This is a genomic window from Actinomadura sp. HBU206391, assembly GCF_014323665.1.
In the GTDB taxonomy this organism is placed as follows: domain Bacteria; phylum Actinomycetota; class Actinomycetes; order Streptosporangiales; family Streptosporangiaceae; genus Actinomadura_C.
Window position 1 is genome coordinate 12,672 of sequence record NZ_JABVEB010000052.1, and the last position, 25,210, is coordinate 37,881.

The 25,210-nt window shown below is 69.9% G+C and carries 22 protein-coding genes; 8 read left to right on the plus strand and 14 right to left on the minus strand.

Going from position 1 to position 25,210, the window contains the following annotated elements; all coding sequences use genetic code 11:
• Window positions 1-9: 9 nt before the first annotated feature.
• The 6 genes from HKK72_RS17850 to HKK72_RS17875 all read right to left on the minus strand — a co-directional run bounded on the left by HKK72_RS17850 (window position 10) and on the right by HKK72_RS17875 (window position 7,033).
• Window positions 10-921 (minus strand): potassium-transporting ATPase subunit C, encoded by a 912-nt coding sequence (locus HKK72_RS17850; RefSeq protein WP_187235511.1) that lies wholly within the window; start codon window positions 919-921, stop codon window positions 10-12.
• Complete coding sequence (gene kdpB, locus HKK72_RS17855; protein ID WP_187235512.1) at window positions 921-3,113, minus strand: potassium-transporting ATPase subunit KdpB; 2,193 nt, start codon at window positions 3,111-3,113, stop codon at window positions 921-923. Before kdpB ends, HKK72_RS17850 begins: the two co-directional genes overlap by 1 nt.
• A complete protein-coding gene (gene kdpA / locus HKK72_RS17860) occupies window positions 3,110-4,774 on the minus strand; it encodes a potassium-transporting ATPase subunit KdpA (protein WP_187235513.1) in 1,665 nt (554 codons plus the stop codon). Before kdpA ends, kdpB begins: the two co-directional genes overlap by 4 nt.
• Complete coding sequence (locus HKK72_RS41070) at window positions 4,775-4,864, minus strand: potassium-transporting ATPase subunit F (RefSeq protein WP_187235514.1); 90 nt, start codon at window positions 4,862-4,864, stop codon at window positions 4,775-4,777.
• A gap of 674 nt (window positions 4,865-5,538) precedes the next feature.
• Window positions 5,539-6,015 (minus strand): DUF1772 domain-containing protein, encoded by a 477-nt coding sequence (locus HKK72_RS17870; protein WP_261986928.1) that lies wholly within the window; start codon window positions 6,013-6,015, stop codon window positions 5,539-5,541.
• A 163-nt stretch (window positions 6,016-6,178) separates the two neighbouring features.
• Window positions 6,179-7,033 carry an NmrA family transcriptional regulator gene (locus tag HKK72_RS17875; RefSeq protein ID WP_261986929.1) on the minus strand — a complete coding sequence of 285 codons (855 nt, stop codon included), beginning with the start codon at window positions 7,031-7,033 and terminating at the stop codon, window positions 6,179-6,181.
• A gap of 144 nt (window positions 7,034-7,177) precedes the next feature.
• On the opposite strand from HKK72_RS17875, the gene HKK72_RS17880 reads away from it, so the two are divergent.
• Window positions 7,178-8,059 carry an AraC family transcriptional regulator gene (locus tag HKK72_RS17880; protein ID WP_315987314.1) on the plus strand — a complete coding sequence of 294 codons (882 nt, stop codon included), beginning with the start codon at window positions 7,178-7,180 and terminating at the stop codon, window positions 8,057-8,059.
• Between the two features lie 145 nt (window positions 8,060-8,204).
• Here HKK72_RS17880 and HKK72_RS17885 read toward each other — a convergent pair whose 3' ends face one another.
• A complete protein-coding gene (locus HKK72_RS17885; RefSeq protein ID WP_187235516.1) occupies window positions 8,205-8,723 on the minus strand; it encodes a hemerythrin domain-containing protein in 519 nt (172 codons plus the stop codon).
• A gap of 121 nt (window positions 8,724-8,844) precedes the next feature.
• On the opposite strand from HKK72_RS17885, the gene HKK72_RS42215 reads away from it, so the two are divergent.
• Window positions 8,845-9,747: a GNAT family N-acetyltransferase gene (locus HKK72_RS42215; RefSeq protein ID WP_187235517.1), complete on the plus strand. Its 903-nt coding sequence runs from the start codon at window positions 8,845-8,847 to the stop codon at window positions 9,745-9,747.
• A gap of 130 nt (window positions 9,748-9,877) precedes the next feature.
• The gene (locus HKK72_RS17895; protein WP_222720845.1) at window positions 9,878-10,219 is read left to right on the plus strand and encodes a HEAT repeat domain-containing protein; all 342 of its coding nucleotides are present in this window, start codon (window positions 9,878-9,880) and stop codon (window positions 10,217-10,219) included.
• A gap of 485 nt (window positions 10,220-10,704) precedes the next feature.
• On the opposite strand, the gene HKK72_RS17900 is transcribed toward HKK72_RS17895, so the two are convergent.
• Genes HKK72_RS17900 through HKK72_RS17920 form a run of 5 tightly spaced genes read right to left on the minus strand, consistent with a single transcriptional unit; the run spans window position 10,705 to window position 16,487 of the window.
• On the minus strand, window positions 10,705-11,772 hold the full coding sequence (locus HKK72_RS17900; protein WP_187235518.1) for an SRPBCC family protein: 1,068 nt from the start codon (window positions 11,770-11,772) through the stop codon (window positions 10,705-10,707).
• A gap of 36 nt (window positions 11,773-11,808) precedes the next feature.
• Window positions 11,809-12,747 (minus strand): XdhC family protein, encoded by a 939-nt coding sequence (locus HKK72_RS17905; protein WP_187235519.1) that lies wholly within the window; start codon window positions 12,745-12,747, stop codon window positions 11,809-11,811.
• A 10-nt stretch (window positions 12,748-12,757) separates the two neighbouring features.
• Window positions 12,758-15,136: an aerobic carbon-monoxide dehydrogenase large subunit gene (locus tag HKK72_RS17910; RefSeq protein ID WP_187235520.1), complete on the minus strand. Its 2,379-nt coding sequence runs from the start codon at window positions 15,134-15,136 to the stop codon at window positions 12,758-12,760.
• Complete coding sequence (locus HKK72_RS17915; RefSeq protein ID WP_187235521.1) at window positions 15,133-15,612, minus strand: (2Fe-2S)-binding protein; 480 nt, start codon at window positions 15,610-15,612, stop codon at window positions 15,133-15,135. The genes HKK72_RS17910 and HKK72_RS17915 overlap by 4 nt, the downstream gene beginning before the upstream one ends.
• Window positions 15,609-16,487, minus strand: a complete 879-nt coding sequence (locus HKK72_RS17920; protein WP_187235522.1) for an FAD binding domain-containing protein — start codon at window positions 16,485-16,487, stop codon at window positions 15,609-15,611. The genes HKK72_RS17915 and HKK72_RS17920 overlap by 4 nt, the downstream gene beginning before the upstream one ends.
• Window positions 16,488-16,601: 114 nt before the next feature.
• Here HKK72_RS17920 and HKK72_RS17925 point away from each other — a divergent pair, with 114 nt between their 5' ends.
• The 4 genes from HKK72_RS17925 (at window position 16,602) to HKK72_RS17940 (ending at window position 20,945) form a co-directional block, all read left to right on the plus strand.
• Window positions 16,602-17,525: a LysR family transcriptional regulator gene (locus HKK72_RS17925; RefSeq protein WP_187235523.1), complete on the plus strand. Its 924-nt coding sequence runs from the start codon at window positions 16,602-16,604 to the stop codon at window positions 17,523-17,525.
• 216 nt (window positions 17,526-17,741) lie between these two features.
• Window positions 17,742-18,206 (plus strand): SRPBCC domain-containing protein, encoded by a 465-nt coding sequence (locus HKK72_RS17930; protein ID WP_187235524.1) that lies wholly within the window; start codon window positions 17,742-17,744, stop codon window positions 18,204-18,206.
• Between the two features lie 311 nt (window positions 18,207-18,517).
• Window positions 18,518-19,165 carry an MFS transporter gene (locus HKK72_RS17935; protein ID WP_187235525.1) on the plus strand — a complete coding sequence of 216 codons (648 nt, stop codon included), beginning with the start codon at window positions 18,518-18,520 and terminating at the stop codon, window positions 19,163-19,165.
• Between the two features lie 493 nt (window positions 19,166-19,658).
• Window positions 19,659-20,945: an RNA polymerase sigma factor gene (locus HKK72_RS17940; protein ID WP_315987311.1), complete on the plus strand. Its 1,287-nt coding sequence runs from the start codon at window positions 19,659-19,661 to the stop codon at window positions 20,943-20,945.
• A gap of 170 nt (window positions 20,946-21,115) precedes the next feature.
• On the opposite strand, the gene ligA is transcribed toward HKK72_RS17940, so the two are convergent.
• Window positions 21,116-23,200 (minus strand): NAD-dependent DNA ligase LigA, encoded by a 2,085-nt coding sequence (gene ligA, locus HKK72_RS17945; RefSeq protein WP_187235527.1) that lies wholly within the window; start codon window positions 23,198-23,200, stop codon window positions 21,116-21,118.
• Between the two features lie 85 nt (window positions 23,201-23,285).
• Window positions 23,286-24,167 (minus strand): MEDS domain-containing protein, encoded by an 882-nt coding sequence (locus tag HKK72_RS17950; protein WP_187235528.1) that lies wholly within the window; start codon window positions 24,165-24,167, stop codon window positions 23,286-23,288.
• Window positions 24,168-24,402: 235 nt separating this feature from the next.
• Here HKK72_RS17950 and HKK72_RS17955 point away from each other — a divergent pair, with 235 nt between their 5' ends.
• A complete protein-coding gene (locus HKK72_RS17955; protein ID WP_315987312.1) occupies window positions 24,403-24,903 on the plus strand; it encodes a VanZ family protein in 501 nt (166 codons plus the stop codon).
• The last annotated feature ends 307 nt before the right edge of the window (window positions 24,904-25,210 follow it).

Below are 25,210 nucleotides of genomic sequence, written 5' to 3' on the forward strand. Positions count from 1 at the left end.
GCGTACGGGTCAGGACTTGTACGGCGCTGCGCGGTCCAGGTCGAGGTTCAACTCGACGACGTTCACGGACGGCTCGCCCATGAAGCCGAGCGACCGGCCCGTCGTGTACTTGTCGATCAGGTCGAGAACCTTGTCCTCGGCGATTCCCCGGGCCGTGGCGACGCGCGGCGCCTGCAGGCGGGCGTAGGCGGTCGAGATCGCCGGGTCGAGCCCGCTGCCGCTGGCCGTCACCGCGTCGGACGGCACTTCCGGCTTGGCCGGGGCGCCCCCGCGGATCGGCACGATCTGACCTTCAGCGTAGTCCTCGCCCGGCTTGGCGCACTCGACCGCGACCCCGCGATAGGCGGTGATGAACGGCGCGGCGGGGCAGGCCTCGTTGACGCTGACGACGCGGGTCGGCCTGGTCACCACTCCCTTCGCGTCGCGCGACCCGAACACCGAGAGCACCGCCCCCACGCCGCTCTTGGCGCAGAACGGCCGGGAGCCGTCCACGCCTTCCAGCTCGCCGATGTCCTTGCTGCGAGTGCATACCTGGGTGAGGAGGGACTGGTCGCCCTCATCGGGGTTGCCCTCGTCGTCCTTGGCGCCCGGGACGGGCAGGGTGTCGACGATGGACTCGGGGCCGAGGTTGCTCGCGGCGGTGGCGGTCGGGTCGTACCCGTCGCCGGCCGTGGACGGACGGCTCTGGAAGTACTGCTTGAGTGGGTTTCCATCCTTGTCGGTGAAGGACTGTCCAATGATCCGGCTGCCGACGGTGCTGCCGTTGGCGGCCTTGATCAGTGAACCGTCGGCCTTGTCGTGCAGCCCCGGCAACTGGGCGACGGCCCAGATGGCGAGCGGATATAGAACGCCGGTGAGAACGGTGAGGACGAGCAGCGCGCGCAGCGCCGCGAGGTGACTGCGGAGCCAGGAGGAGCGCATCAGGAGATCCCTGGGATGAATTGGATGATGAGGTCGATGAGCTTGATGCCGATGAACGGGGCGATGATCCCGCCGAGCCCGTAGACGTAGAGGTTGCGGCTGAGCAGTTTCGATGCCGAGCTGGGCCGGTAGCGGACGCCGCGCAGCGCCAGCGGGATCAGGGCGATGATGACGACCGCGTTGAAGATGACGGCCGACAGGATCGCCGACTGCGGGCTGTGCAGCCGCATGACGTTGAGGGCGTCCAGCCCCGGGAACAGGGCGATGAACATCGCCGGGATGATCGCGAAGTATTTCGCGACGTCGTTGGCGATGGAGAACGTCGTCAGCGCCCCGCGGGTGATCAGCAACTGCTTGCCGATCTCGACGATCTCGATGAGCTTGGTCGGGTCGGAGTCGAGGTCGACCATGTTCCCGGCCTCCTTGGCGGCGGAGGTGCCGGTGTTCATGGCCACGCCGACGTCGGCCTGGGCGAGCGCGGGGGCGTCGTTGGTGCCGTCACCGGTCATCGCGACCAGCCGGCCGCCCTCCTGCTCCCGCTTGATCAGGGCCATCTTGTCCTCGGGCTTGGCCTCGGACAGGAAGTCGTCCACCCCCGCCTCGTCGGCGATCGCCTTGGCGGTCAGCGGGTTGTCGCCGGTCACCATGACCGTGCGGATGCCCATCGCGCGCATGTGGTCGAAGCGCTCCCGCATGCCGGCCTTGACGACGTCCTTGAGGTGGATGACACCGAGGACGCGAGCGGTGGTGCCCGCGTCGGTCCGGACGACCTCGCCGACGGCGAGCGGCGTGCCGCCCGACGCGGAGATCCCGTCGACGACGTCGCCCATCGCCGGCGGCACGTGCCCGCCGAGCTCGCGGACCCAGTCGGCCACCGCGGTCGCCGCGCCCTTGCGCAGGCTCCGGTCGATCGAGGAGGACCCGTCGACGTCGCCGTCGAGGTCCACCCCGGACATGCGGGTCTGGGCGGTGAAGGCCACCCAGCTCGCGTGGCCGAGTTCGCCGGCGTGCCGTTCGCGCAGCCCGTACCGCTGCTTGGCGAAGACGACGACAGAGCGGCCCTCGGGCGTCTCGTCGGCGAGGCTGGACAGCTGTGCCGCGTCCGCGAGCATGGTCTCGTCGACATCCCCCACCGGGATGAACTCCGACGCCTGCCGGTTCCCCAGCGTGATGGTGCCCGTCTTGTCGAGCAGCAGGGTGTTGACGTCGCCCGCGGCCTCGACCGCCCGGCCGCTCATCGCCAGCACATTGCGCTGGACCAGTCGGTCCATGCCGGCGATGCCGATCGCGGACAGCAGCGCCCCGATCGTGGTCGGGATGAGGCAGACGACCAGCGATACGAGCACGATGCCCGTGACACCGTTCCCGTCCAGTGCACTCGTGTCGGGTACGCCGGGGTTGCCGGCCTTGGAGTAGATGGCGAGGGGCTGCATCGTCGCCACCGCGACCAGGAAGATGATCGTGAGGGCGGCCAGCAGGATGTTGAGAGCGATCTCGTTCGGGGTCTTCTGCCGGTTCGCGCCCTCGACGAGGGCGATCATCCGGTCGATGAAGCTCTCGCCCGGCTTCTGCGTGATCTTGACGACGATCCGGTCGGAGAGCACCTTGGTGCCGCCGGTCACCGCGGACCGGTCGCCGCCGGACTCCCGGATGACCGGGGCCGACTCGCCGGTGATCGCGGACTCGTCGACGCTGGCCACACCTTCGACGACGTCGCCGTCGCCGGGGATGATCTGACCGGCCTCGACCACCACGTGGTCGCCCAGCCGCAGCTCGGGAGCCGGGACGTTCTCGACCGGGGCGGTCTTCCCCGGCCGCCAGCCCACCAGCCGCCGCGCGACGGTGTCCTGCTTGGCCCGCCGCAGGCTGGCGGCCTGGGCCTTGCCGCGTCCCTCCGCCACCGCCTCGGCGAGGTTGGCGAAAAGTGCGGTCAGCCAGAGCCACACCGTGATGAGCCACGCGAAGACGGTCATCTCGCCTATGGCGAGCACGGTGGTCCACACCGCGCCCACCTCGACGATGAGCATGACGGGGTTGCGCCACAGGGTGGCCGGGTTGAGCTTGCGTGCCGCGTCCGGCAGTGAGCGGACGAGCAACTTCGGATCGAGCAGGCCGCCCTGCACCCGGCCTCCCGCCGGCTCGATCCGCGGCGGCTCGGGGGCCGACGGCGCTTGGATGGTCTGGGTGGTCACTGGTGTATTCCTTCTGCGAGCGGTCCGAGGGCCAGCGCCGGGAAGAACGTCAGGCCGACGAGGATGAGGGTGACGCCGGCGACCATGGCCACGAACAGTGGCCGGTAGGTCGGCAGCGTGCCCTCCGACACCGGAGTGGGCGACTGCCGGGCCAGCGACCCGGCCAGGGCCAGCGCGAAGATGATGGGCAGGAACCGGCCGAACACCATCGCCAGGCCGAGCGCGGTGTCGTACCACGGGGTGTTGACGGTGATGCCGGCGAACGCCGATCCGTTGTTGTTGGCGGCCGAGGTGAAGGCGTAGAGCACCTCGGAGAGTCCGTGCGGACCGGTGTTGAGCATGCCGGCCCGTTGGCCGGGCATCGCCACGGCGATCGCGGTGCCCACGAGGACGATGGCGGGGGTGACCAGGAAGTACATCGAGGCGAACTTCATCTCTCGAGCGCCGATCTTCTTCCCGAGATACTCCGGTGTGCGCCCCACCATCAGCCCGGCCACGAAGACCGTGATCACGGCGAGGATGAGCATGCCGTACAGACCGGAGCCGACCCCGCCGGGCGCGACCTCGCCGAGCATCATGTTGATCAGCAGTACAGCCCCGCCGAGGCTGGTGTAGGAGTCGTGGAAGGAGTCCACGGCCCCGGTCGAGGTCAGTGTCGTGGAGGCGGCGAAGGTCGCCGAGTTCGGCACCCCGAACCTGGCCTCCGTGCCCTCCGTCGCGGCGCCGACCGCTGTGGGAACGGTGCCGTGGTGGGCCAGCTGGGCGCCGTTGACCACGGCGATGCTGACGATCGCCAGAGTTGCCATGACAGCGACGATCGCGTAACCCTGCCGCTTGTCGCCGACCATCCGGCCGAACGTGCGGGGCAGCGAGAAGCTGATCACCAGGATCAGGAAGATCTCGATCCAGTTGGTCCAGGCGGTGGGGTTTTCGAACGGGTGGGCGGAGTTGGCGTTGTAGAAACCGCCGCCGTTGGTGCCGAGCTCCTTGATGGCCTCCTGGCTCGCCACCGGGCCACCGGTGATCGGCTGAGTGCCGCCGGCGATGGTGTGCGCCGTGTGCGGGTCGGCGAAGTTCTGCACCGCCCCACCGGCGATCAGCACGATCGCGGCGACGATGGCGATCGGCACGAGGATGCGCACGCAGCCGCGGACCAGATCGACCCAGAAGTTGCCGAGCTCCTCGGTCTTCTTGCGCGCGAAACCGCGGACGACGGCCATGGCCACCGCGATGCCGACGGCGGCGGACACGAAGTTCTGCACCGCCAGACCCGACATCTGCACCAGGTGGCCCATCGTGGACTCGCCCGAGTACGCCTGCCAGTTGGTGTTGGTGGTGAAGCTGATGGCGGTGTTCCAGGCGATGTGATCCGGTACGCCCTTGAAGCCGAGATTCAGCAGCAGGTGGCCCTGCAAACGCTGGAAGGCGTACAGGAACAGCACCGAGATCAGCGAGAAGGCCAGCACGCTGCGTGCGTAGGCGCTCCATTTCTGCTCTGCGGCCGGGTTGACGCCGATCAGGCGGTACAACCCGCGCTCGGCCCGAAGATGCCGGGTCGAGGTGAAGACGCGGTACATGTAGTCGCCCAGTGGCCGATGGACGGCCACAAGAGCGATCACCAGGGATCCGATGAACAGGATCCCTGCGGTCGTCGAACTCATCTAGAACCGCTCCGGGAGTAGAAGGGCGATCACCAGGAACACGATCAGCCCGGCGGCCAGCACCAGTCCGATCAGATTGTCGGCGCTCACAGTCGCCCCACCGCCTTCACGACCAGGCTGAACAGCGCGAAAATCGCCACTGTCAGCACCACGAACACGACGTCAGCCATCTCTCCTGATTTCCTTGATCACCTGTTGGCCCGGTTTCCGGCCGGCCATCGATGTCCAGCGGCCGGCGCGGCCCCACGAGCGGACGGGGGATGGCGGTGGGACGCGGACCGTCCCGTGGCGAAGCCGGGAGCCTGGACCTGGGCGGTCGGCCGAAACGCCGGTCGCCGGCCCTTCACCGAGCCGACACGTGCCGCTGACAAGGGCGTGCCCAGGGACGACGGGCCGACACTGAACGACCGCATCCCCCACCGATCTGCCCGGCGGTAGGCGGGGAGGGTGTTCTGCACCCGACGTCATGTCCCCGCCCTTTCTTCGCCTCTCGCCCGATGCGAGCGCCGCAGAGAAGAAAACACCCGCTAGATGGGCATTTCGCAAGTCTTGACGGTTTCCATACGCCTGTGCCGACGGTCTTTACGGATCCCTCACACCTCGCGCCCGGGCAGGAGTGGCCAGGAACACCGACGCCCCCTCCCCTGTCGTGATCATGCAATTGTTCGCGGCGGTCTTCGCTGCTGAACAACCGTGTGATCACGATCAGGCGAGGGGGCGGGCGAAGTGGAGCGGATGAGACGCGGGCCGGGGATACCCGGATGTCAGTTCACGACCCGGCCGTGCAGTACGAGGGCCCAGGTGAGGCAGCCGAACGCGGCCGTGCACACTACCGTGCGGGCGAGGTTCCAGCGGACCCACGCCGTTTCGAACCGCTCGCGCACCGCGGACGGATCGGCGATGCGGGCGGCGTCGCCGGCCGCCTCGAGTTCGTTGTTGAGCGGCACGTTGAAGCCCATCGTGATGATGAGCACGATCACGTACAGGACCAGAGCGGCCACGATCCAGCCGAACGCGGCACGCCCGTCTCCGCGGAAGTGGAGCAGAGCGGCCACCGCCGTCAGCACGAGCGCGCCGGCGAAAGTGAGGAAGAACCAGCCGTTGAGGATGGCCGCATTGATCTTCTGCATCCCGTCGACGAAGGTCCGGTCGTCGGCCCGGCCCAGCCCGAGCATGACGGAACAGGAGTACGCGTAGTAGAGGCCCGCGCTGAGCCCCATGGCGATCGTGGCCGCGACCAACGAAACACCTCGAAACTGATCCAACATCAACATCCTCCGTGGTCGAGATCGCACTCTCGGGTGCGGGACGCGAGACCGGGCTCGCTCACCGCTTGGTCTCCAGGTGCCGGGCGGCCGTGGGCGAAGGGCGCTGTGCTCCCACCCGCGCACGGCCGCCGTCGCCCTACCGGCCGCCGTCCCAGACGCCGGTCGCGGCGGTGTCCCGCGCGTAGTCCGCGAAGTCGCGGGGCTCGCGGCCCAGTGCGCGCTGTACGCCGTCGGCCAGGTGGGCGTTGCGTCCGTCCAGCACCCTGGCGAACAGCTCGGTCAGCAGCTTCGCGTAGTCGGCCGGTACGTCGTACTCCACCAGCGCGGACGCGTACTGCTCCGGGGTGACCGGCACGTACCGGACCTCCCGGCCGGTCGCCTCTGCGATCTCCGCCGTCGCCTCGGCGAAGGTCAGCAGGCGGCGCCCGGTCAGTTCGTACAGCCTGCCCACGTGCCCGTCCTCCGTCAGCGCGGCGACCGCGACGTCCGCGATGTCCTCGACGTCGACGAACGGCTCGGCCACGGCGGCGGCCGGGAAGGCGACCTCGCCGCCGAGCACCGGCTCGAGCAGGAAGTGCTCGCTGAAGTTCTGGCTGAACCAGCTCGCCCGCAGGATCGTCCATTCGGCGCCGGAGTCCCGTACCGCCCGCTCGCTGATCGCGGCCTCCTCCTCGCCGCGGCCGGACAGCAGCACCAGCCGTCGGGCGCCGCTTCGCACCGCCAGTTCGGAGAACGAACGGATCGCGGCGGCGGCCCCGGGGAATGCCAGATCCGGCTGGTACGCGACGTACGCCGACTCCACGTTTCGCAACACGGGCTCCCAAGTGGCCGGGTCGTCCCAGTCGAACGGCGGCTCGCCCGAGCGGGAACCGACCCGCACCGGCAGGCCGCGTGCCGTGAGCCGCTCGGCCACCCGGCGGCCGGTCTTGCCCGTGCCGCCGAGCACCAGCGTCGTCTTCTCCTGCGCCTTCTCGCGCATGCCTTCCGTCATGCCACAAGTGAAGTCCCGCGCGGGTGAACACGGCCATGGTCGAAAGGCTCAGCCCCATGTTCGTGCGTCTAAGCTGAGCCGCATGGACGCACTCTCGGGCCTTCTCGACGGGCCCAGGGCCCGGGCGCGTTCCTGCTGCGAGCGCTGCTCAGCCCGCCCTGGTCGGTACGCGTCCAGGACGAGGCGCCGCTCACCCTGGTGTCGATGGTGAGGAGTGCGGCATGGGTGATCCCCGACGGCGGTACGGCGGTACGACTGCCCCCGGGCGACGTCGCCATCATGCGCGGCCCGGATCCCTACACGGTCTCCGATGACCCGGCCACGCCGCCGCAGGTCGTCATCCACCCTGGGCAGCGCAGCACCACACCGGACGGGGCGGCTCTGTGCGATTCGATGGACCTGGGAGTCCGCACCTGGGGAGACGATCCGGACGGCTCCACGGAGATGCTCATCGGCACGTACCAGATGCGCGGTGAGGTCAACCAACGGCTGCTGGCGGCGCTGCCCGCGCTGCTCGTCCTTCCGGGCGACGCGTGGGACAGTCCGCTCATCTCGCTGCTCGGCGCTGAGATCGGCAAGGACGAACCCGGCCAAGAGGTCGTTCTCGACCGGCTGCTCGACCTGCTGCTGATCGCGGTGCTACGTGCCTGGTTCGCCCGCCAGGAGACCAAGGCCCCGGCCTGGTACCGGGCCCACAGCGACCCCGTGGTGGGCCCGGCCCTGCGGATGCTCCAGAACGAACCGGCCCACCCGTGGACGGTCGCCGCGCTGGCCGCCAGGACGGGCGTCTCCCGGGCCGCTCTCGCCCGCCGTTTCACCGAACTGGTCGGCGAGCCGCCGATGGCCTTCCTCACCGGCTGGCGGCTGGCCCTGGCCGCCGATCTGCTGCGCGAGCCGGACGCCACCGTCGGCGCCGTGGCCCGGAAGGTCGGCTACGGCAGTTCCTTCGCGCTCAGCACCGCCTTCAAGCGCGTACGCGGTGTCAGCCCCCAGGAGTACCGCGTCGGCGCGTCCGGAAGCGGGTGAGCGCCAGGCGGCGCAGAGCCCATCTGGTCGGGCTCATCGGGATCGGGCTCATCGGATCAGGCTTATCGGGTCGAACTCAACTAACGGACTCAGCGTGTGGATCTCAGCGTGTGGATCTCAGCGTTTGGATCTCAGCGTTTGGATCTCAGCCGGGCCAAGTCGTCCAGGTGCGCAGGGTGGGGCTGATCGACTTCTCCTCGAAATCCAGGTGTTCCAGCAGGCGCCGGCTCAGCTCGTCGATGGCTGCGACCAGCCGCTCGCGGGTGTCCGTACCGGAGCCGTCTCCGAGTACACGCGCGAGAGCCTCGACCTGGTCGAGGAGATCGGAGATCTTCCGGTGGTCGGCTTCCAGCCGTTTCACGGTCGGCACCAGGGCCGGGTTCGAGCGCCGCAGAGCCGGAAAGAGGTTGACGTCCTCTCCGCCGTGGTGACCGTGGACGAACCGGCAGTACTTCAGGCAGTTGACCCGAAGCTGCCACAGCGGGCTCTGGGTCCGCAGCGTACGGATCTTGGTACGGACCAGCGCGGGTGAGGCGTTCGAGCCGATCTGGGCGGCGAGCTCACGCAGGACCCGCAGGTCCTTGCGGAGCCTGCCGTGGACCCATTTCAGCTCCTTCACCAGGTGCTCACCGGGAGGACCGGCCCCGGTCTTCTTCGACGTCATTCCAGCGAAGCTAGCAGTCGATTGAAGATTCCAATGATCTGCCGCCCCTACGAATGTCGATGGCCCGTACGGCGAGTCCGGCAGGTGGCTCATGATCGCGATGGCCCGATAGTGTCGCGCGGTGCGACGAACGCAGTACCGGCAGCGGCCCTATCGCGGGCCGGCCGACCTCCAGGCGATGCAGGCACTGACCCAGCGCCTGTGGTCATCGGCGAGCCGGTGGCACATCGGCGACCTCGCCTGGTCCCGGTTCCAGCACATCGGGCGGGAACCCGAGTGGCGGACGGCCCTGTGGGAATGCGACGGCGAGCCGGTCGCCTGGGCCTGGGCGAAGCCGCCCGGCGACCTCGACCTGCATCTCGATCCGGCGCATCCTGACCTGGCGCCGGAGATCCTGCGGTGGTTCGACGAGGTCGCCCCGGGCGAGAGCCGTACGGTCACGATGCTGGACGCCGAGACGGCTCTCATCCACGTACTCCGGCGGCACGGTTACGTCGAGGCGACCGGAGGGCCGTTCTTCATCCATCTCCGGCGGAGCCTGGCCGACCTGCCTCAGCCCCCCGACCCGCCGGCCGGTTACACCCGTCGCTGCGTGTCCGGCGAGAGCGACGCCGATGCCCGCGCCCGGGTTCACCGGGCCGCCTTCTCCCTACCGGGGCTGCCACCCTCCAAGGTCAGCGGCGACAGCTACCGCGCGGTCATGCGTGCCTGGTCCTACCGCTCGGAACTGGACTGGTTCGTCGAGGCGTCCGACGGAACGCCCGTGGCGTTCTGCCTCGTCTGGCTGGACGAGCACAACCGCGTCGCCGTCCTCGAACCGGTCGGCACCGACCCGGCTCATCGCCGCCGGGGCCTGGCCCGCGCCACGATCCTCGCCGCCCTGCACGCGGCCCGAGAGCTCGGCGCCGAGTCCGCGCGAGTCTGCGCTCGCGGTGACGACGATTACCCGTCCGCACGAGCGACGTACCAGGCGGTGGGCTTCCGCCGTTACGCGCGCAACGTGTCCTACGTGCGGCACGGCTGAAACAACGAGGTGCCGATCGGAGCCGGGGTGCGCATCATCGGGTCGATGAGGCGTGAACGGGTGCGCGATACCGGGACACTGGGGGTATGAAACGGACCAAGCCCGGCCGCTCCTCAGCGCGGGTGATCTGATGTCGAATGAGCGCTTCGCTTGGGCGCTGCGGGCGATGCGGAGCCCGGACGCCCGGCTCAGAGGAGACGGCTTCGATTTCCTCCGCGAGCACGCGGACACGTACGTCGACGAGCTCATCGCCGAGTTCGAGAAGGAACACGAGGACCACGCGCTGCGCTGCTGGTTCCTGGAACTCGTCAGCGAGGCCCGTTCGCCGCGCGCGCTGCCGGTCCTGGCGGGCCAGCTCGAGAGCGACGACGAGTCACTGCGACTCTGGGCGGTAAGAGGCCTCGAGATGCTCGACAGCCGCGAAGCCGACCGGGAACTGTCGCGAGCACGCTCCAACGGCTGGCTAACCTGACCTCCAACACCCCCCAACCGACCCAGCCCTCCCAGCACGACAACCCTCGCCCAGCCCCCCCAGGGCGCAACCCTCGGCACAGCCCACCCTGAGCGCAACCTCGGCCCAGCCCTCCCAGAGCGGCAACCCTCCTCGAGAACAACTGCATGATCACGACTGGGACCTGCTGCACCTGAGTCCCGAGCCGCGGTGGTGTATCGCGGCTCGGCTCGACGGGAGTCCCCTGTGCCGCGAAACCACCCCCTTCCTGTCGTGATCATGCAGTTATTCGCGTCACCGACTCGGCACCGAGGGGCTTAGCTCGCGAACTATTGCATGATCACGACTGGGAGGGCCTGCTGGTGTGTTGCGCCCATGCCATCTCACCGCCGTGATCATGCAGTTATTCGCGTCACCGGCCCGGCGCCAAGGGCTTAGGGCGCGAACTATTGCATGATCACGAATGCTTGAGGCGCGGGCTTTGTGAACTATTGCATGATCACGGTTCAGAGTATGAGCCAGAGGACCGCTACCACGATCAACCCGATCAGTACGCCGACGCCGATGCGTACCCTGGGGCTGCTCGCCAGAAGCGCGAGGACGTTGATGTCTTCGGCCGTCGCCATGGGCCGCGGCACGGGCGGTGCGCAAGGCGGTGGTGCGGGCGCCGCCGGGGCGGTCTTCGCCACCGTCGGAGCCGCCGGCTGTCCTGCCGCCGATTCCTGCTGTCCTGCCATCGAGTCCTGCCGCCCGGCGCCCGGCGCCCGCTGCACGGCCGCCGCCTGCTCTCCCTCCGTCTGGTCGCGCGACCCGGCCGCCGGGGGCGCCTGGTCTTCGGCGGTCGACGCCTCCCCTGAGGACGGCACCTTGTCTGCTGCGGACGGTGCCTGCTCCACTGAGGACGGCGCCTGCTCCGCCGCGGACGGCGCCTGCTCCCTTGTGGACGGTGGCTGCTCCGTTGCGGGCGGCGTCTGCTCTGTTGCGGACGGTGGCTGCTCCGTTGTGGATGGCGCCTCGTCCGTTGTGGACGGCGGCTGCTGCGCTGTGGTCGCCGCTGTGGTCGCCGCTGTGGTCGCCGCTGTGGTCGCCGCTGTGGGCGGTGGCTGGTTTTCGGTGGGCGCAGGGGCCGGCGCCTTGAGCTGTACGGCGAGGTTGTCGGCGAAGGTTTTGACCAGCTTCTTGGCGACGTCCTGCATCACACTGCGCCCGAACTGCGCGGCCCGGCCGGTGATGTTCAGGGTGGTCTCGACGTCGACCCGGGTCGCGTCGGCTGATATCTCGGTCAGCCGGGCGAGGACTGTCCCCTCGGCATGGCCCGTCCCCCGCTGCTCCTTGCCCTTGGCGAGCAGCTTCAGCCGACCGGCCTCGGCGTCCGTCTCGGTGATGGTGACGGCCCCCGAGTACTGCGCGCTGATGGGACCGATCCTGAGCTTGACGCGGCCGAGATAGCGTTCGCCGTCGCGGCCGTCGAGCGTGGCTCCGGGCATGCACGGGGCGATGCCCTCGACGTCGAGCAGCACCTCCCACGCCCGGTCGCGTGGCACCGGGACCTCGAACGAAGTGTTGATCTGCACGACCATTCCTCTCTGACGCCTCGGGGCGGCGCCACGCTACGGAGTGTGGCGATCGGGATCGTCGATGAAGGCGTGGACGCAGCCGGGCCCGCAGAACGACCAGACACGGCCCGCGTGTTCGAGCTGCGCCGTGGCCGTCGTGACCACGATCTCCATGCCGCACACCGGGTCTATCGCCCGCTGCGCCGCGACGACCGGCGCGGGACCCGCCTGTCCGGCCGCTCCTGCCTGTCCGGCCGACCCTGCCTGTCCGACCGTTGGAGTCGCTGGGCGGGCCACCGGCCGGGGCCGGACGGACACGATCTCGGCGATGACCGACAACGCGATCTCGGGCGCGGTGCGGGCGCCGATGTCCAGCCCGGCCGGCGTCCGCACGCGTCGCCCTCCCTCGATCCGCTCGATGACGGCCGCGCCGCGCCGAGGGCTCGCGATCAACCCGATGTAGGGCACCTCCGCTCGCAGCGCGGCGTTGAGCACGTCGTCCTCGTCGCGCCCGTGCGAGGCGATGACCACCGCGGCGGCATCGGGCGTGATCGGCGTCGCCGGGCTCTCGGCCGGGCGCACGTCGTAGCCGGTCGCGGCCCCCACATCGACGAGCGCGCGTGCTACGGGCCCGTCGCCGAACACCTGGATCAGCGTCGGCGGGATCACGGCCTCGAGGAAGATGTCGAGGGTGCCTCCGGACAGGCAGGGGTTCGTGACGCTCAACATGCCCTCTGCGTTCTGCTCCTCGGGCTCGGGGGTGATCCGGAGCAGCGTGGACTCGCCCGATTCGAGCAGCCGCAGCGCCTGTGTGCGTACGGTCGAGGCGGCGCAGGTGCCGCCGACGAAACCCTCCAGCGTGCCGTCGGGCAGCACGAGGGCCCGGTCGCCCGTCCTGGCGCTGGTGGGGCGCTCGGCGCGCACCACCGTGGCCAGGACGAACGGTGTCCGGTCGGTGCGCAACCGGTCGGTGCGCACGGACAACGCGGTCATGGGATCGCCGTCACGGGATCGCGAGATCCGTACGGAACGGGCGGCCCTGGATGACCCGCCAGACGTTGGCCGGGGTGAGCGGCATGTCGGCGTGCCGCACGCCGTAGGGCTTGAGCGCGTCGACGACGGCGTTGACGATGGCGGCGGGCGAGCCGACGGTGGCCGACTCTCCCACCCCCTTGGCGCCCAGCGGGTGGTGCGGCGAGAGGGTCACGGTCTGGCCCAGCTCCCACGACGGGCACTCCATCGAGGTGGGCAGCAGGTAGTCCATGAACGAGGCGCCGAGATGGTTGCCGTCCTCGTCGAAGGCCATGACCTGCATGAGCGCCATGCCGACCCCGTCGGCCAGCCCGCCGTGCACCTGCCCTTCGACGATCATCGGGTTGATGCGCACCCCGCAGTCGTCGACCGCGATGAAGCGCCGCACGGTGACCTTGCCGGTTCCCGGGTCGACGTCGGCGACGCAGATGTACGCGCCGAACGGGAAGGTGAGGTTGGGCGGGTTGTAGACGGTGGTCGCGTCGAGATGGCCCTCGACGCCTTCGGGAAGTTCGAGAGCGCCGTGCGCGGCCATGGCGATCTCTTGCATCGTCGCGCCCGAGCCGGGATCTCCGCGGACGAACCAGCGGCCCGGCTCCCACTCCAGGTCCTCAACGGCGGCCTCCAGCATGGCCCCCGCGACGATGCGGGCCCGGTCGCGCACCTTCCTGGCGACGACGGCGGTCGCGGCGCCCGACACCGGCGTGGACCGCGAACCGTACGTGCCGAGCCCGAACGGCGTCTGGTCGGTGTCGCCGTGCACCACCTCGACGTCGTCGGCGGGGATGCCGAGCTCATGGGCGACGATCTGGGCGAAGGTCGTCTCGTGCCCCTGCCCCTGGGTCTGTACGGAGATGCGCAGCACCGCCTTGCCCGTGGGATGGATCCGCAGTTCGGCGCCGTCGGCCATGCCCAGACCGAGGATGTCCATGTGCTTTCGGGGTCCGGCGCCGACCGCCTCGGTGAAGAAGCTGATCCCGATGCCCATGAGCGGCCCGGTGCCGCTCTCGCGCCGCTCGGCCTGTTCTCTGCGCAGGTCCTCGTAGCCCGCCATGTCCATGGCGAGCCGGAGCGTGCGCGGGTAGTCGCCGGAGTCGTACTCCCACCCGGTGGTGGACTGGTAGGGGAACTGTTCGGGTTTCAGCAGGTTCTTGAGCCGGAGCTCCGCCGGATCCATGTCCAGTTCGAGGGCGAGCACATCGATCATGCGCTCGACGAGATAGGCCGCCTCGGTGATCCGGAAGGAGCAGGCGTAGGCGACGCCGCCCGGGGCCTTGTTGGTGTAGACGCCGGTGACCTCGCAGTGCGCCGCCTCCATGTCGTACGACCCGGTGAAGACATGGAAGAAGCCGGCGGGGAACTTGGTCGGCTGTGCGGTGCCGTTGAACGCGCCGTGGTCGGCGAGCACCTTGACCCGCAGCCCGCGGATCCGCCCGTCCCGGGTCGCGGCGATCTCGCCGTGCATGTGGTAGTCCCTGGCGAACGACGTGGTCATGAGATTCTCGGAGCGGTCCTCGACCCACTTCACCGGCTTGCCGGCCACGATCGAGCCGACGATGGCGCACACGTAGCCCGGGTAGATGCCGACCTTGTTGCCGAAGCCGCCGCCGATGTCGGGAGCGACCACCCGGATCTTGTGCTCGGGCAGCCCGGCGACGAGCGCGTACACCGTGCGGTGTGCGTGCGGCGCCTGCGTGGTCGTCCAGACGGTGAGCTTGCCGGTCACCTTGTCCATGTCCGCGACGATGCCGCAGGTCTCCAGGGGCGCGGGGTGCACCCGGGGATACAGCATGTCCTGGGCGACGACCACCTCGGCGCCGTCGAACACCTGGTTCGTGCGGTCCCGGTCGCCGGCCTCCCAGTCGAAGATGTGGTTGTCGGTGCGTCCCTCCACGTCGTCGCGGATGACGGCGGCGTCGTCGTCGAGCGCGCGGCGCGCGTCGACGACCGGTGGCAGCGCCTCGTACTCGACGTCGATGAGCTCGAGGGCGTCGCGGGCCGCGTAGTGGTTGTCGGCGATGACGAAGGCGACCTCCTGCCCCTGGTAGCGCACCTTGTCCGTCGCGAGCACGGCCTGCACGTCGTTTGACAGGGTCGGCATCCAGGCGAGGTTCAGGCCCGCCAGCGTGGCACCGGTGATGACGGCCTTGACCTGGGGATGCGCCTCGGCGGCGCTGGTGTCGACGGACACCAGCCGGGCGTGCGCGTGCGGGCTGCGCAGTACGGCGCCGTACAGCATGCCGGGCAGGCGGATGTCGTCGATGAAGTTGCCCTTGCCGCGGATGAAGCGCGCGTCCTCCTTGCGCCGCATCGAGCCGAACCCGTGGTGACGTTCCTGTGTCTCGGTCATGCCGTCACCTCTTCGTCGGACGGGTGCTCGGCCGCCCATCGGACCGCCCGCACGATGTTCTCGTAACCGGTGCACCGGCAGATCTGGCCCGAGATGGCCTCGCGGATCTCGGTCTCGGAGGGGTCCGGGTGGTGGTCGAGCAGCCAGCGCGACGTCATGAGCATCCCGGGCGTGCAGAAACCGCACTGAAGCCCATGGCACTCGGCGAAGCCCTTCTGGACGGCGTCGAGCTCGCCGCCGCGCTCGAGCCCCTCGACCGTGCGCACCTCCTTGTCGGCCGCCATGACGGCGAGGACGGTGCACGACTTCACCGGTACGCCGTCGAGCCAGGCCACGCAGGCACCGCAGTTGGAGGTGTCACAGCCCCAGTGGGTGCCGGTGAGCCCGAGCTCGTCGCGCAGGAAGTGGATGAGCAGCAGGCGGGGTTCGACCTCGCGGGTGTACTGCTCCCCGTTGACCGTCACGGTGATCTTCATGTGCGGGACCTTCCCATCGCGCGTTCGAATGCCCGGCTCAGCGCGCGGGCGGTCAGCTCACCGGCCAGGTGCCGCTTGTAATCGGCCGGCCCGCGCTGGTCGGAACCCGGGTCACAGTGCTCGGCGGCAATGCGCCCGGCCTCGGCGAAGGCCTCCTCCGACGGCTCCGCGCCCCTGAGGTGCTCCTCGGCCTCGACGGCCACGAAGTGCGCCGCCCCGACGGCGGTGAGCCCGATGCCCACCTCGGCGATCCGTCCGTCCTCGAGCCAGAGGGCAGCGCCCGCGGCGGCCAGTGGCCAGTCGCCCACCCGCCGCTCGACCTTCTCGTACGCGCTGGAGCCGCCGGGCCGGATCGGCACCCTGAGCTCGGTCAGCAGTTCGCCCGGTTCGACCGCGGTCTCGTACGGCCCGGTGTGGAACTCGCGGATCGGCACGGTACGGCTGCCGTCCGGTCCGCGGATCACCGCGAGCGCGTGCACGGCGGCGAAGGCGGCCGAGAGGTCCTCGGAGGGGTCGGCCTGGCAGAGGGATCCGCCGATCGTGCCGCGGTTGCGGACGATCGGGTCGGCGATGACCCGCTCGGCGTCGTGGAAGACGGCGAAGTGCTCGCCCACGACCGCGGAGTCGAGCAGCTCGGCGTGCCGGACGAGCGCGCCCAGGCACAGGTGGTCTCCGTCGATCCGGATGTAGGACAGCTCGTCGACGTCGTTGATGTCGATGAGGGCGTCGGGTTGGGCGAGGCGGAGCTTCATCATGGGGATGAGGCTGTGTCCGCCGGCGACCACTCTGGCCTCGGGACCGTGCCGGGCCAGGAAGGCGAGCGCGTCCTCGACGCTGGTCGCTCTTTCGTACTCGAACTGTGCGGGAACCTGCATGGCGTCCCCTCGGGGAGTCGGCGTGAGCGGATTCTCACCCTTGGTAGCCGGGCTCACAACAGCGAAATAAGAGAAGCCTTAACGAGATCGAAACACCACTTCACACTGGGTCGCATGACCCTCTCCCAATTGGGTGCGTTCGTGCTCGTCGCCCGGCTCGGATCGGTGAAGGACGCGGCCCGGGCCCTCGGCGTGAGCGAGCCCGCGGTTTCCCAGGCCCTGGCCGCACTGCGGCAGCATCTCGGCGACCGGCTGATCGTGCGGGGGCAGGGCGGGATGACCCTGACCGAGGGCGGCACCCGGCTGCTGCCGGTCGCCTCGCAGATGGTGGCTCTCGGGGCGGAGGCCGAGGCGGCCGTCCGGGCGGCGAAGGGGGCGCCGGAGATGCTCCGTGTGGTGGCGACCACCGCCATCGCCGAGTTCGTCGCCACCCCGTTGCTCGACACGTTCGGCCGCCGATCGCCCCGGTCCGTCGAGGGAAGCGCTGGGGTCGTGACCAGCCGGGAGATACCCGTGCTGCTGCAGGGCCGGCTCGCCGACGTGGCCCTCGGGCCGTATCTCGGCGACCATCCCGACCTCTTGAGCGAGCCGATCTTCCGTACCCGGCTCGTCGCCGTCGGCACCGGCCCGTCGCCGCGCCCGACCTGGCTGGTCGACCCGTCGGGCACCGATCCCGAGAGCGAGACGAGCCGGCTGCTGCGGCGGCTGAACGTCCCGGACGACAGGATCCGCGTCTATCCCAACCAGACCGCCGCCTGGGCGGCGGCCGCCGACGGCGCGGGCCTGGCCATCGCCCTGGCGCACCTCGTCGCACACCAGATCCAGCGCGGCGAGCTGCGGATCGTCAACACTCCCGCCACCCCCGTGGAGATCCACTGGCATGCCACGACGCTGGCGACCGACCGCCGGCCACCCTTGGCGGGCGCGTTCCGGCGCTTCCTCGGTACGCCCGACGCCATGCACCTCATGCGCACTCCCGGCATGGGAGTGCCGCCGTCACGGTTCCGTCCGCCCGTGTACGTGACGATCTGGAGCTGAGCCGGCACGTCGGCAGACCTGGGGCCGGAGCGGGGACAAAGACGCCGTGGAGACGCGGTGAAGACGCCGTGGTGACGCGCCGAGGTTGGCTCTCCTCGCTCGGACGAGCCTGGATTTCCGAAAGATCCAAGGGTCTTGACAGCTAAAGTTGTCGGTGGAATGGTTGCGCCACACGCGAGCACGACACCCGAGAACCTTAGCGAAAGAGGCACCGTCATGAGCGAGACGAAGAGCACCGGCCCCAGCGTCGAGTTCACCATCACCCGCACCTTCGAGGCTTCCCGTGAGCGGGTGTTCCGGGCGTGGACCGACCCGGCGCGCTTCTCCCAGTGGTTCGGCCCGAAGGGTTTCACGACGCCGCAGGAGACGATCTCGCTGGACACCACTCCGGGGGCCGCGTGGAGCGCCCGGATGGTCTCCCCCGAGGGCCAGGAGGCCACGATCGCCGGTTTCTACCGCGAGGCCGTCGAGCCCGAGCGGCTGGTGTTCACCACCGGTGACCCGGACAACGACAAGGGCGACCTCGCGTCGGTGGTCACCGTCACCTTCACCGACCTCGGCGGCAGAACGGAGATGCGGTTCCACCAGGCCGGATACAACACCAGCGAAGAGCACGCCAAGGGCGCCGAAGCCGGCTGGGTGCAGTTCTTCGACCGCCTGGCCGACCACCTCACCACCTGACCCGCCCGGCGGCGCAGAGCTGAAAGAGAGCTTCATGGGCGGCATGGCCCTCGGACCACTGGTCGGCGGGATCCTCCTCGACGACTTCTGGTGGGGCTCGGCATTCCTCATGGGCGTCCCGTTCATGGCCCTTTTGCTGGCGGCCGGGCCGGCGCTGCTGCCCGAGTACCGCGACCCCGCCGCCGGGCGGCTCGACCTCACGAGCGTGGCGATGTCCCTGGCCGCCATCCTGCCGATCATCTACGGCCTCAAGGAACTGGCCCGAGGCGGCTGGCAGCCGGTGCCCGTTGCCGCCAGCGCGGGGGGTCGCGGTGCTGTTCGTCCATCGGCAGCGGACGCTGACCGACCCGCTGCTCGACCTGCGGCTGTTCGGCGATGGCGTCTTCAGCACCGGGCTCGCCATCGGGCTGCTCACCGGCATCGTCATGGCTGGGGCCACCCTGCTCTCGACCCTGTATCTGCAGGTGGTCGTAGGACTCTCACCGCTGCACACCGGGCTGTGGCTGCTTCCGCAGAACGTCGCGATGGCCGCCTGCATGATGATCACTCCGGCGCTCGCGACCCGCATCCGGCGCGTGTACGTCATGGCGGCCGGGCTGACGATCGCGGCGGGCGGCTTCGGCCTCCTCACCCGGGTCAGCGGCGACGACGGGACGGTCCTGCTGGTCACCGGGCTCGTCCTGGCGTCCGGCGGGATCGCGCTGCCGATGGCGCTGACGATGAACCTCGTGCTCGGCGCCACCCCGCCCGACAAGGCCGGCTCGGTCGCATCGATCATGGAGACCAGCGGTGAATTCGGCGTCGCCTCCCTTGGCAGCCTCGGCACGGCCGCCTACCGCAGTGGGCTGGCCGACGCGCTGCCCGCCGGGATCCCAGACGACGTCGCCCGGGCCCGCGCGGGGGAGCATCACCGCCGCCGCGGTCGCGGCCCAGCGGCTGCCCGCACCACTCGGCCGTGACCTGCTCGACGACGCCGGCGGCGCGTTCACCAGCCGGCTCGCCGCCGTCGCCGGCGTCGGCGCCGTCGTGTTCGTCGCACTCGCGGTCCTCGCGGCGTCGGGACTCCGCCACATCCGACCGACCGACCGACCGGCCGGCCTCCGGCCGACGAGCCGCGGCAGGACGTCCCGGGCGCGGGGACGGGGACCGCCGGCCAGGCGGAGGCGGGCGAGGCTGCCCAGTCCGGTGGCGCCCAGGTGGCCACGGCCTGAACCCGACGGCACGCCTGAACGGCACGACCTGAACCGACGGCACGACCCGAATCCAGCGGTTCGAGAACAATGGGAGAGCGGCGGCGGCCGGACGGCACGCACGGGCCGCCGGCGTCTCCGGACATGCCCACCCGAGCAAGGTCGCCGGGTCGCGGTCGCGGGGTCGAGGCGCTGGTAGCGGCGCCTTCATCCCGCTCGCGCTGTTGCAGCGACATGGACCGGAATGCTGGGATGGGTGGCCGTGACGGCTTCCGATGCCCACCGTGCGATCGACGCGGTCTGGCGAATCGAATCGGCGCGGGTGATCGCCGGTCTCGCGCGGATGGTCGGCGACGTCGGGGTCGCCGAGGAGCTCGCGCAGGAGGCACTGGTCGCCGCGCTCGAGCAGTGGCCCGAGCAAGGGGTACCGCGAAACCCGGGCGCCTGGCTCATGGCGATCGCCAAGTGTCGCGCGATCGACCTGTGGCGCCGCCAGGAGCGGCTCGAGCGCAAGCTCGAGGAGATCGGCCACGGGATCGAGACCGACGCCGACGTGACCCAGGCGGAGTTCGACGCGGTCCTGAGCGATGACATCGAAGACGACCTGCTCCGCCTGGTCTTCACTGCCTGCCATCCGGTGCTGTCCACCGAGGCCCGCGTCGCGCTCACGCTGCGTCTGCTCGGTGGCCTGAAGACCGATGAGATCGCGCGCGCGTTCCTGGTCACGGAGCCGACCGTCGCCCAGCGTATCGTCCGGGCCAAGCGGACCCTCGCTCAGGCGCAGGTGCCCTTCGAGGTCCCGCAGGGATCCGAGCTCACCGACCGCCTGTCGTCGGTGCTCGAAGTGATCTATCTGGTGTTCAACGAGGGCTACTCGGCGACCGCCGGTGACGACTGGATGCGGCCGGCCCTGTGCGAGGAGGCCCTGCGGCTCGGCCGGATCCTCGCCGAGCTCATGCCCGGAGAACCGGAGGTGCACGGCCTCGTCGCCCTCATGGAGATCCAGTCCTCCCGCTCGGCCGCCCGCACCGGCCCGTCAGGTGAGCCCGTGCTGCTGCTCGACCAGGACCGCACCCGCTGGGATCTGCTGCTCATCCGCCGCGGTCTCGCGGCGCTGGAGCGGGCCGAGACCCTGGACGGGGCCTTCGGTCCGTACGCGCTCCAGGCCTCGATCGCCGCCTGCCACGCGCGGGCACCTGCCCCCGAGGACACCGACTGGGCCCGCATCGCGGCACTGTACGAGGCGCTCGCGCGGCTTTCGCCGTCCCCGGTCGTGGAGCTGAACCGCGCGGTCGCGCTCACGATGGCCGTCGGGCCCGCCGCCGGGCTGGAACTCGTCGACCAGCTGACCTCAGAGCCCGCGCTGAAGGGCTACCACCTCCTGCCCAGCGTGCGCGGGGACTTCCTCGCCAAGCTGGGCCGTCTCGACGAGGCGAGGGAGGAGTTCGAACGCGCTGCCGCCCTCACCAGGAATGAACGCGAGCGCACCCTGCTGCTCGAACGCGCCGCCGCGTGCAAGCGCGAACCGGCATCGCCGAGCGAGCCATGACGGCCGCGTGACCCAAGCCGGCCGTCCCCGGCCGTCCGAGCCGTCTACAGCGCTACCGACCTGGCATCGCCATCCCCGCCGCCGCCATCGGCCAGCCCCTCGACGTCGACGTCAACGAACTCGCCATCAGGCCCACGGCTCAGGGCTGATCGATGCGCGTACGGCCGCCGTCAGGAGATGAGGTCTTGGACGAGGTCGGCGAACTCCTCAGGGGTCGCGATCCGCACGCCGAGCTTGGTGGCCTTGTCCTTCTTCGAGCCGGCCTTCTCACCGGCGACCAGCAGCGAGGTGCGGGCGGAGACGCTCGATGAGGCCTTACCGCCGGCACGCTCGATGAGCTCGTTCATCTCGGTGCGGGTCAGCTCGGCCAGCGCGCCGGTCATCGAGCCGGTGACGACGACGGACATTCCTGTCAGCGGCGGCGCGGTGACGGAGCCGTCCTCCTGATCGGCCGGCACGGCGGTGGCCTCGACGAATCCGGGTTCGGTCAAGTTGACGCCCGCGGCGACGAGCTTGTCGACGAGCGGGACGAGTTCGTCCAGTTCCTCGATGAGGATGGCCGCCCTCTCCGGGCCGATGCCCTCGACCTGCTGGAAGTCCTCGACGCCGGCGGCGCGGATGGCCTCCATCGAGCCGAAGTGGCGGGCGATCCGCCGCGACATCGACCGGCCGGTCCCTCGTATGCCCAGCGCGCAGAAGACCTTGTTGAGCGGCTTGGCCTTGGCCTGATCGATCGCCGCCAGCATGTTGTCGGTACTGGTGGGCCCCATCCGGTCCAGGGTCAGGACCTGGTCTCGGGTGAGGGTGAACAGGTCGGCGAAGTCGCTGATCAGCCCGGCGTCGATGAGCTGGACGATGCGGGTCTCGCCCAGGGTCTCGATGTCGAGCTGGTCACGACCGACGGCGTAGCTCACCGAGGCCACCGCGTGGCAGGCGCGCCCGCGGGCGCACCGCCACCGCTGCTGGGAGGCGTCGATCTCACCTCCGCACCGCGGGCACTCCGATGGGAAGTCGATCACCTTCTCCTCCCCGGTGCGCAGATGCACCACCGGCGCCTCGACTCGGGGGATCACATCACCGGCCTTGTAGACCGTCACGTGGTCGCCCAGCATCAGGCCGCGGCGCGTGATGTCGGCCGGGTTGTGCAGAGTGGCGTAGGTGACGGTGGAGCCGTCGAGGTGCACCGGTTCGAGCACCGCCCGGGGCGCGATGATCCCGGTCCGCCCGACGTTCCACTCCACGTCGACCAGCCGGGTGATCTTCTCTACGGCCGGCAGCTTGTAGGCGATCGCCCACCGGGGCGCCCGGGAACTGAATCCGCCCTGCTCCTGGTCGGCCGCCAGATCCGCCTTGATGACGATGCCGTCGATGCCGAACGGCAGCTCTGCCCGCAGTGCCGCGATCTCCTCGACCCTGGCCTGCACCTGCTCGACCGTGGTGCAGACGATCCCGGCGACCGGCGTGGCGGCGGTGGTCTGCACGCCGAGGCCGGCGACGACTTGCATGATCTCGCTGTGCGGCAGCTCCCTCAGCCGGGTGGCCAGGTCGGAGGCGTCGTCCGGTGGGAGCGGCAGCGCCCCGTATCCGAAGAACGTCAGTTCGACCCGGTAGGTCCGCTCCCTCGCGCGCAGTGTGCCGGCGGCGCCGCTACGGGGATTGGAGAACGGCACGCCCTCGTGCTCGACGCGGGTGACGTTCGCGGCCTCGAACTGCGCCGACGTCATCAGCACCTCGCCACGGATCTCCACCGTCACCGGCTCCGACAGCTCCGCCGGCAGACCGAGGATGGCTCCGATCGCGTGGGACACCTCCTCCCCCGCCGTGCCGTCACCGCGGGTCACCAGCTGCACGAGCCGGCCGCCCCGGTAACGGGCCGACACCGCGAGCCCGTCGAGCTTGGGCTCGACGCTCCACGCGGCGACCGGACGGTCGAGGCGGCGTTCGAACCCGGCCACCCACGCGGCGAGGCCCTCCACGGAGAAGACGTTGTCGAGGCTCAGCATCGGAGTGGTGTGCGGTATGTCCCCGATGACCGCGCCGCCGGCGACCTTCCCGGTGGGCGAGTCCGGCAGCACGTCGTCGGGATGGGCTTCCTCATACGCGGCGATACCGCGCACCAGCCGGTCGTAGGCGTCGTCGTCCAAGGACGAGTCACCGGCGCCGTAGTAGGCGGCGGCCGCGTCGACGGCCGTCTGTACGGCCTGGGCGTAGGCGGCCTGGTCGGTGACCGGTGTCGCGTGTGGTGCGTCCGTCATGCATATATCGTGCCGTGCGCCTACGACAATCCGCACCGCCGGATCGGGTGTGTCGGGTCCCGCGACGACAGCCCGCTCGTGGTGGTCAGGGTTGCTTCCGCCGCCCGAGCGAGACGCCGGGAAGCCGATGCCAGCCCACCATCTCGATGACGCCCACGACCTCGGGCGGGAGGTCGTCGAGCACGACACTCCGCCCGCTCGGCATCCGCATCGCCTGGGTCGCGAGGAGGTTCAGCGCGCCGAGGTCGATGAACCGCACGCGCGCGAAGTCCAGATGCACCGTTTCCTGCATGCTCGTGGCCGTGGCGAGCACCTCGGCGAAGACGGCGTGCCGCGCCCCGTCGAGCTCGCCCTCGAGCCTCAGACCGGCGGGGGCGAAGGTCTTCGTGATCCGCAGCACACCGTCGTCGAACTCCGGGTTCGCGGCCGCGAGAACCTCGTGGGTGTCCTCGAGCGTGATCAACTCGGCCGGTCCGCAGTCGGCCCGGTCGATCTGGCAGATCGCCATCGCCGAGGTGCTCCGCGCGACCACGACCTCGAGCCGGTCCTCGTAGAGGCGCATGAGCTCGGAGCCGCCGCGCGACCGCAGCGCACAGTTCATGTCCGCGACGATGCGCACGGTGCGGTAACCCTGGTCGAGCGAGACGGCGATCTCCTGCTCCAGGACCGTCAGCATCCGGTCCGGGTCGAAGTGATCGCGGTTCAGGCGGGCCTGTTCACAGGAGATGACGCGCAGCTGCCCGATCTCGACGTAGCGGACCGGGTCGATGCGCCGCCGATACCGCAGACCCGGCACCGTGTCGGGCCGGGCGTCACCAACGTAGATGACCTTGCTGGAGGTCGTCAGCCCGTCCCAGACGAACGCGCCGATGACATGTTCCTGCTCTTCACCGGTCGAGAACGGCAGCCATGCGTGGTCGCCAGGCCTCATCTCACCTACGGGCCGCTCGACGAACCAGGTGGGCATGGCCTATCTATCCATCGGAGTGACGATAAGTACACGCATTGTAATCCAGTGTCTGAGGGGCGATGAGCGAGCACCGGTTTTCCCTTCGCATGACGTCGGCCAAGACCCGATTCCCTGACGTCGTCCGGAACGCTGAACGTCGTCGGACTGAGACCCCCGACTCCGCTTACATCCGCGTCATTTGGGGAGGAAGGCTGCAGCCGCGATCAGACAGACAGTGAAGGGAAATAACAGCGTGCCCACGTCGACGACGTCACGTCCCTCAGCGAAGAAGAAGACCGAGCAGACCTCGTGGTACGTCACCCCGCTACGCGTCGTCGCCATCGTCATCACCCTCGGCATCGCCGTCGTGTTCTCGTACTGGGCGGCGATCGTCACGCTCAGCCCGATCAACGACCACGGCCAGGCGGTCGGCAACACCGACGCGGGCCACAGCCTGCGCTTCTACCTCGACCAGCCCAGCATCAAGGAGGCGGTCCGGCAGCTCGGCGGGAACCTCGTCCTCTTCGCCCCGCTCGGCATCCTGCTCCCGGTGCTGGTCTCCCGGCTGCGCGGACCGCTGCGCCTGGCGCTCGTCTCCGGCCTGATCTCGTTCGCGGTCGAGATCGCGCAGGGTTTCATGGTGCAGGGCCGGGCGTTCGACATCGACGACGTCATCCTCAACACCGTCGGCGTCGTCCTCGCCTACCTTCTCATCGGGCGGAAGCTGGCCAATCTGATCCGCGGTCCGAAGTGAGGTGCCCGCGTGTGCGTTCCGCGCGGGTTTCGGACACGATCTCGGCATGGACGAGCCCGGAGTGGCGCCAGAGATCATTGACTTCGCGGGCCTCCTGTCCGCGAGCTCCCACTTTCTCGCTTCGGCGTCACCCGACCGGCGAGAGCACTGACCGGCCACAACGCTGACCGGCGATCGGCCGGCCCGCAAGGCGGCCGGCCGCATGAGGCCCCGGAGCCCGCCGCATGAGCGTCGTAAAGCACAGCGCCGGCCCGCACCGGCGCCCCGTTGCGGACAGGGGCGCCGGCGCGGGCCGGCTTCGCGAGCA